The organism is Nocardia sp. NPDC049190, assembly GCF_040648115.1.
In the GTDB taxonomy this organism is placed as follows: Bacteria; Actinomycetota; Actinomycetes; order Mycobacteriales; family Mycobacteriaceae; genus Nocardia.
Map to the genome: position 1 here is coordinate 1 of NZ_JBEZDE010000100.1, position 3,623 is coordinate 3,623.

A 3,623-nucleotide genomic window follows, 5' to 3' on the forward strand; every position below is an offset into this window, starting at 1 on the left:
CGCTCCGACAGCGACCGCGCCGCTACCGGTTTCGGTTGCTTGCGCGGTACCCGTCCCGGCGCGAAACCGGGGTTGCGCGTGAAACTCGACACCGCTTCGGGTCCCTGCCCCGACACCACATGTGCGCCCACCACATACCGGCCCGCGACACTGTCCAACAACACCACCACCCCCGAGGCGTCATCGATGAACCCGCCCGGCGCATCCACCTCCACCACGGCCTCGGTCCCGAACTCCCGCGCTTTCTCCAGCGACGTGAACCCATACACCACCCCGGCATCGCCCACGATCCCGGTCTCGAACACCGCCTCCCCACCACGTGTCAACGGAACGAACAGCACCGGCCCCGTCTGCTGCCCCAACCACCGCAGACTCCCCCGGAACGCGGGAAACGTTCTCGGATCAACCGCCCGACCATCCACCGCCGCAGGCGCCGCATCCACCCCCGCAGGCAACCCCATCGCCTGCATCCCCCGACGCAACTCCTGCTCCGAGGGCCGCAACAACTCCGCGACCACCGCCGCGGCATCCCTGTCCTGCCGCCGCTGCCACACCCGATCCGCCGGATGCGGTAACCGCTTGACCCGCTCCCACTCCCCCACCACATCCACCGCATCCGCCACCACAGGCACCGGCTGCGAGGGCCGATCAGGATCGAACCCCGGATTCGGCACAAACGTTTGCACAGCCGGGAAATCCTCGAACCCCCCCACATCCAAACGAGCATCATCATCCGACTGGAAACGACCGAACACATTATGCGCGGGAATCTCCCCCGCATACAGAAACGCCTTACCCCCATTAGGAAGATCCTGCTCGAACCTCCCACGCCGCCCCTCCACCACATACACCCGACAATCCCCACCCACAGCAGCCCGCGCCGCCCCCGGCGAGTCATACACCACCACCACACCCGAACGCGACACCAAACCATTCACAAACGGCGCATCCGCACTCCCCTCCGCCACAGCCACATACCCCACCACCGCGTCATCGACAAACCTCGGCGGATTCACCAACTCACCAAAACCCGCCAACAAACGATCCAACCCCACCCCCGACAACCCCACCCGCGGATCCATCTCCACGGTCAACCCCGTCACATCCCTACCCCGCCGCACCTGCTCCGGCGTCGGCAACCCCGAACTGTCCTGCCGCACAACAGGCACCCGCCCCGCACGCGACGACCCAGCATCCGGGCGCGGCTGCACCGCCGGCGCCGCCGACCGCTGCACACCCACCGACCCCCCACCCACCGACCCCGCAAACCCCTCAACCGCCGCTTTCCGCACCGGATCGAAACCCGAATGCTCCACATAAATAGACATCTCCCCCGAAAACTCATGCCACCCCGCCACAAAATTCTCCGCCGCCCCACCCACGAACAACGCCATCGGCTCCCCCGAAATCCCCACCCGATGAAAACCCGGCGCCCGCACCACAACCACATGACCCGCACCGAACCGCGCCGCCTGCTCCAACGACGTAAACCCCGAAATATAACCCGAACGACCCGGCGACAAACCCTCCGCCAAAACCTTCCCCAAATCCGACACCGGGAAAAACCCCTCAGTCACACCCACCCACGACACCGGCGTCGCACTCTCACCGAATTCGGCGAACACCCGATCCAACCCCACACTCCGCAGCCCCGCACGCGGCGCCGCGAACACCGGATCCACACCCTCCGGCAACCCCGTCGCCACCCGCCCCAACTCCGCATCCCTCTTCAACCGATCCAACGACGTCCGCTGCAACTCCGCCAACACCTGATCCGCCGTCTGACCCGACCCCGCATTCGGATCACCACCCACACGCCCCGACCCCTCCCCCACCACCGGAACCGAACCATCCACCGGCACAACCCGACCACCCTCACCCTGATCCCCAGACACAGCCGAACCACCCACCTGACCCGCAGACCCACCCGGCACCGCCGCCGACGCTTGCGGACCCGCCACCACACCCGCACCCCCCGACGACGACCTCGGCACAACCGGCCGCGCACCACCCCGCGACGACCGATCCAACCCCGTACCCGTACCCGAATCACCCCGCACCGCAGGCGATCTCCCACCAGCACCAGCATCCGACGACCCCGCCCGCACACCATCCGAACCCGCCCGCGCACCATCCGAACCCGCCCGCACCGCAGCATCCGGATGCGGAGCACTCCCATCATGAACCACCGCCGCATCCCGCAACGACGTCAACTGCTGCCGGGCACTCCTCAACTCCCTGACATCACCACTGTGATACGCATTCGCATTACGCCCATGCGAATTCGCCGCATCCCTTACCTCGTTGACATGCGCATAAAGATCATGCGCCCGCTCACGCACCGGCCCCTCCGGAAACGTATCCGGATGCAACCTCCGCACCTCGCGATACTCATACATCCCCTCCCGCCGCGACGTCTCGGTCAACTCACCCCGCTCCCATTTCCACCGCGGCCCCTCACCCGACACCCCCGCCTGCCCCGCACCCCGCACCTCCGGCACCGACCGCATCCCACCCAACACACCCAAACCCGCACCCGCCAACAACATATGCGGATCCACCGCCGCCGCGAACGCCTGCCACGCCAACGACCCCTGCAACACCGACTGCATCACCGCACCACCCACACCCATCCCCACCATCGACACCGACCCCGCCACCGCACCCGTCGCCACCCGCGCCGCCAACGGCGGCACCACGAACCGCCCCATAAAACTCTGCATAAACCGCGCCGCAGGCCCACCCGCCAACGGCCCCGCCGCGAACGACGCCCCCATCGTCAACGCCGAATCCCACCGAAAACCATCCCCCGACACCACACCAGCAACACCATCGATCCCCACACCCACCAACCCCTGCTTCACCGCCGCCCTCGCCACATCACCCCCCAACACCTTCGCCAACACCCCACCCGAAGACTCCCGCAAAGCAGGCAACACCCCGAACCGCTTCAACAACGGCACCAACATCCCCGCAGCCCGCGACTCCCCCATCGCCGCCGCCGCCTCACCCAACCCCCGCAACGCCTGCCACCGCACAAGCTGCTTACCCTCGAGAAGAATCACCTCCTCCACCACCGGCAACGCCGCCCGCCCCCACGGCGTGAACCCCAACGCCGCCCGCGCCGACCACAACGCATACAACGTCACCGCCGCGAAACCCCACATAATCAACTGCGTCTTCGTCACACCATTCGCAGTCTTCACCAACGCATTCCCGAACTGCGTCATCGCATCAGCCAACTCATCAAACGAAAACTTCCCCGACTCCAACAACCCCAACGACTTCAACAACGCATCAGTCGCCTCACCCTCATAAATATCCGCAACATTCCCCTGCGTACCCCGAACAGCCTCCGACAACGCCCGCACCCGCGGAGCCAAACCCAACAAACCACGCTCACCCAACCGCTCCAAATCCCCCGCCCGAGTATCAGGCAACTCCATACCAAAATTCAACAACTCCCCAATACCCCGCAACAAAGCCGGGCCCTCGACGTTAAACGCCACCACACACCCCCAACCGACACACCATCATCACCAAGACGAATCAGTCACCCCGGACTGCGACACACTACGGCCGGACTGTTCAGTATCAACGAAAACCATCGCCTCCGACTCGGC

Annotated in this window: 1 protein-coding gene; it reads right to left on the reverse strand. The window is 65.8% G+C overall.

Annotated features, from left to right (window positions below; translation table 11 throughout):
* The coding region (locus tag AB0B25_RS31985; RefSeq protein ID WP_357187544.1) for a hypothetical protein at positions 1 to 3,230 on the reverse strand (3,230 nt) is incomplete at its 3' end.
* Between the last annotated feature and the right edge of the window lie 393 nt (positions 3,231 to 3,623).